Raw genomic sequence first — 3,943 nt, 5'->3', positions numbered from 1 at the left:
GGGAAGCGGGAAGGCCGGGGAATGTCACGGTTCGCACCCTACGCAAGCCCTCCGGCGCGGTGACGGGCGGGGTGCCCGTCACCGCGCCGGAGGGAACGCTCAGCCGCGCCCGGCCGGGCGCCCCGACCCGGCCCGTCCCGCGGTCACCGGGACCCCCGCGTCACTGACCCGATCGCCCAGGATGTCGCGCAGGAACTTCCCGGTGTGGCTGCCGGGGACCGAGGCCACCTGTTCCGGGGTGCCCTCGGCGACCACGGTGCCGCCGCCGCTCCCGCCCTCCGGGCCCATGTCCACCACCCAGTCGGCGGTCTTGATCACATCGAGATTGTGCTCGATGACGATCACCGAGTTGCCCTTGTCGACCAAGCCGGAGAGCACCTCGATCAACTTGCGGATGTCCTCGAAGTGCAGGCCGGTGGTCGGCTCGTCCAGGACGTAGACGGTGCGGCCGGTGGAACGCTTCTGCAGCTCCGAGGCGAGCTTGACCCGCTGCGCCTCCCCGCCGGAGAGGGTGGTGGCGGGCTGACCCAACCGCACGTACCCCAGACCGACGTCCTTGAGCGTGCGCAGGTGCCGGGCGATGGCGGGCACCGACTCGAAGAACTCCGTCGCCTCCTCGATCGGCATGTCCAACACCTCGGCGATGGACCGACCCTTGTAGTGCACCTCCAGGGTGTCCCGGTTGTAGCGGGCGCCGTGACAGACCTCGCAGGGAACGTAGACGTCCGGCAGGAAGTTCATCTCGATCTTGATCGTGCCGTCGCCCGAGCAGTTCTCGCAGCGCCCCCCCTTGACGTTGAAGGAGAACCGCCCCGGCAGGTAACCGCGTACCTTGGCCTCGGCCGTCTCCGCGAACAGCTTGCGGATGTGGTCGAAGACCCCGGTGTAGGTGGCCGGGTTCGAGCGGGGGGTGCGGCCGATGGGGGACTGGTCCACGTGCACCACCTTGTCCACCAGGTCGTCCCCGGTGACCCGGGTGTGCCGGCCGGGGACGGTGCGCGCGCCGTTCAGCTCGCGCGCCAGGTGGGTGTAGAGGATGTCGTTGACCAGGGTGGACTTGCCCGACCCGGAGACACCGGTGACGGCGGTCAGCACGCCCAGGGGGAAGGAGACGTCCACCGAGCGCAGATTGTGCTCCCGGGCGCCGAGCACGGTCAGCTTCCGCTTCGGGTCCACGGTCCGCCGCTCGGCCGGGAGCGGGATCTCCCGCTTGCCGGACAGGTAGCGGCCGGTGAGCGACCTCTCGTTGGAGAGCAGTTCGGCGAGCGGGCCGCTGTGCACCACCTCACCGCCGTGCTCACCGGCGCCGGGACCGATGTCCACCACCCAGTCCGAGGTCCGGATGGTGTCCTCGTCGTGTTCGACGACGATCAGGGTGTTGCCCAGGTCGCGCAGGCGCACCAGGGTCTCGATCAGCCGGTGGTTGTCGCGCTGGTGCAGGCCGATGGACGGCTCGTCCAGCACGTAGAGCACGCCCACCAGACCCGAGCCGATCTGGGTGGCGAGCCGGATGCGCTGGGCCTCACCGCCGGAGAGCGAGCCGGCGGCCCGGTCCAGCGAGAGGTAGTCCAGACCGACGTCCACCAGGAACCGCAGCCGCTCGTTGACCTCCTTGAGGACCCGCTCGGCGATGACCTTCTCGCGATCGGTGAGAGTGAGGTCGCGCAGGAAGTCGGCGCACTCGCTGATCGACATGCCCGCGATGTCGGCGATGGAGCGGTCCTTGACCGTGACGGCGAGGACCACCGGCTTGAGCCGGGTGCCCCGACAGGCCGGGCAGGGAACCTCCCGCATGTACCCCTCGAAGCGCTCACGACTGGAGTCGGTCTCCGATTCGGAGTGCCGGCGGCGGATGAAGGGCACCGCGCCCTCGAAGGTGGTGGTGTAGGCGCGCTCACGGCCGTGCCGGTTCTCGTACCGGACCTCGATGCGGGTGCGGTGGCCGTTGAGCAGGGCCTTGCGGGCGCGTTGGGGCAGTCCCTCCCAGGGGATGTCGGTCCGGAAGTTCAGGGCCTCCGCGAGCGCGTTGATCAGATGGGCGAAGTACCCCTTGGTGTGGCCGTGAGACCAGGGGTGGATGGCCCCCTCGTCCAGCGACTTCTGGGGGTCCGGGACGATCAGTTCCGGGTCGACCTCCATGCGGTTGCCCAGGCCCGAGCACTCGGGACAGGCGCCGAAAGGGGAGTTGAAGGAGAAGGAACGCGGTTCCAGCTCCTCGAAGGAGAGGTCGTCATAGGGGCAGTACAGGTGCTCGGAGTACATTCGCTCGCGCTGCGGATCGTCCTCCGGGAGGTCCACGAAGTCCAGCACGACCATGCCGCCGGACAGTCCGAGCGCGGTCTCCACGGAGTCGGTCAGTCGGCGCCGGGCACTCGGCTTGACCGTGAGGCGGTCCACCACCACCTCGATGGTGTGCTTCTCCTGCTTCTTGAGCTTCGGCGGGTCGGCGAGCTGCACGACGGCCCCGTCCACCCGGGCCCGGCTGTAGCCCTTGGTGGTCAGCTCGGCGAAGAGGTCGGCGAATTCTCCCTTGCGCTCGCGCACCAGGGGTGAGAGCACCTGGAAGCGGGTGCCCTCCTCCAGCTGTGAGACCCGGTCCACGATGGCGCGGGGGGACTGCCGGGCGATGGGCCGGGAGCATTCGGGGCAGTGCGGTCGACCGATGCGGGCGAACAGCAGCCGCAGGTAGTCGTAGACCTCGGTGATGGTGCCCACGGTGGAGCGGGGATTCCGGGAGGTGGATTTCTGGTCGATCGAGACGGCCGGGGAGAGGCCCTCGATGAAGTCCACGTCCGGCTTGTCCATCTGCCCCAGGAACTGCCGCGCGTAGGCGGACAGCGACTCCACGTACCGGCGCTGCCCCTCGGCGAAGATCGTGTCGAAGGCGAGCGAGGACTTGCCCGACCCGGAGAGTCCCGTGAAGACGATCAGGGAGTCTCTGGGGAGGTCGAGCGAGATGTTCTTCAGATTGTGCTCGCGAGCGCCGCGAACGATGAGTCGGTCGGCCACGCCGAATGGCACCTTTCCTGTCTCGGGGGCGACGGCCCGCGCCGCGCGGGTCGCCCCGTCCAAGAGTATGGGCGGGGTCCGACAACGGGCTCACGGAGCGGGAACCCGGGGCTCGGATCACCCGGGCAGCATATAGCACACGTGTTCGATCAAAGGGGATTCTCGGTCCGCCCGCCCGGTGGCGGTGGGAGCCCGCCGCGCACCCTGGCCGGGGAACGCGAGGCGGGTTAGCGTGGTGATCATGAGCCGACCCGAAGCCGAACTCGACGCCCTCGCCGACGCCGGGGACCGCCTGCTGGCCCACCTCGACGACCTGTCGGACAACGCCGTGGTCGCCCCCTCGCAGCTGCCCGGCTGGACCAGGGGCCATGTCCTGACCCACCTCGCCCGCAACGCCGACGCCCTGATGGAGGTGCTCGCCGGTCGGCCCATGTACGCGAGCGCCGAGGCCCGGGAGGAGGACATCGAACGGGGCGCCCGCCGCTCCGCCGCGGAACAGCTGTCCGATCTGCGGGCGGCGGGTGACCGGCTCGCCGAGGCCCTGAACCGGCTCCCCGGGGACCGCTGGGGGGACACCGTCGAACTGCGCAACGGCGTCACCGACACCGTCGCCTCGCTGCCCTGGAGGCGATGGGTGGAGGTCGAACTCCACCTGGTGGACCTCGACCTCGGCCACACCATCGCCGACCTGCCCGGTGACTTCACCGACCGCGCACTGCCCTGGCTCACCCGTCGCTTCGCCGACCGCCCGGACGTCGAACCGATCGAGGTCCGGGCCGAGGACGGCCGATCCTGGCGCACCGGCCGGACCGGCGGGGAACCGGTCGTCGTCACCGGCGGCCCGGCCGCGCTGACCGGCTGGCTCACCGGCCGCACCGCGGGCACCGGGCTGACCGCCTCGACCGAGCTGCCCCGGGTCCCCGCGCTGTGACCC

The 3,943-nt window shown here is 70.3% G+C and carries 2 protein-coding genes; one reads left to right on the top strand and one right to left on the bottom strand.

The window, feature by feature from the left end:
- Positions 1-99: 99 nt before the first annotated feature.
- A complete protein-coding gene (gene uvrA / locus FNQ90_RS15105) occupies positions 100-3,009 on the bottom strand; it encodes an excinuclease ABC subunit UvrA (protein ID WP_182606861.1) in 2,910 nt (969 codons plus the stop codon).
- 241 nt (positions 3,010-3,250) lie between these two features.
- Between uvrA and FNQ90_RS15100 the strand changes: the two genes are divergently transcribed.
- The gene (locus FNQ90_RS15100) at positions 3,251-3,940 is read left to right on the top strand and encodes a maleylpyruvate isomerase family mycothiol-dependent enzyme (protein WP_182606860.1); all 690 of its coding nucleotides are present in this window, start codon (positions 3,251-3,253) and stop codon (positions 3,938-3,940) included.
- The last annotated feature ends 3 nt before the right edge of the window (positions 3,941-3,943 follow it).

The organism is Streptomyces alkaliphilus (assembly GCF_014141535.1).
In the GTDB taxonomy this organism is placed as follows: Bacteria; Actinomycetota; Actinomycetes; order Streptomycetales; family Streptomycetaceae; genus Streptomyces; species Streptomyces alkaliphilus.
This window is presented reverse-complemented; position numbering and strand designations above follow the sequence as displayed.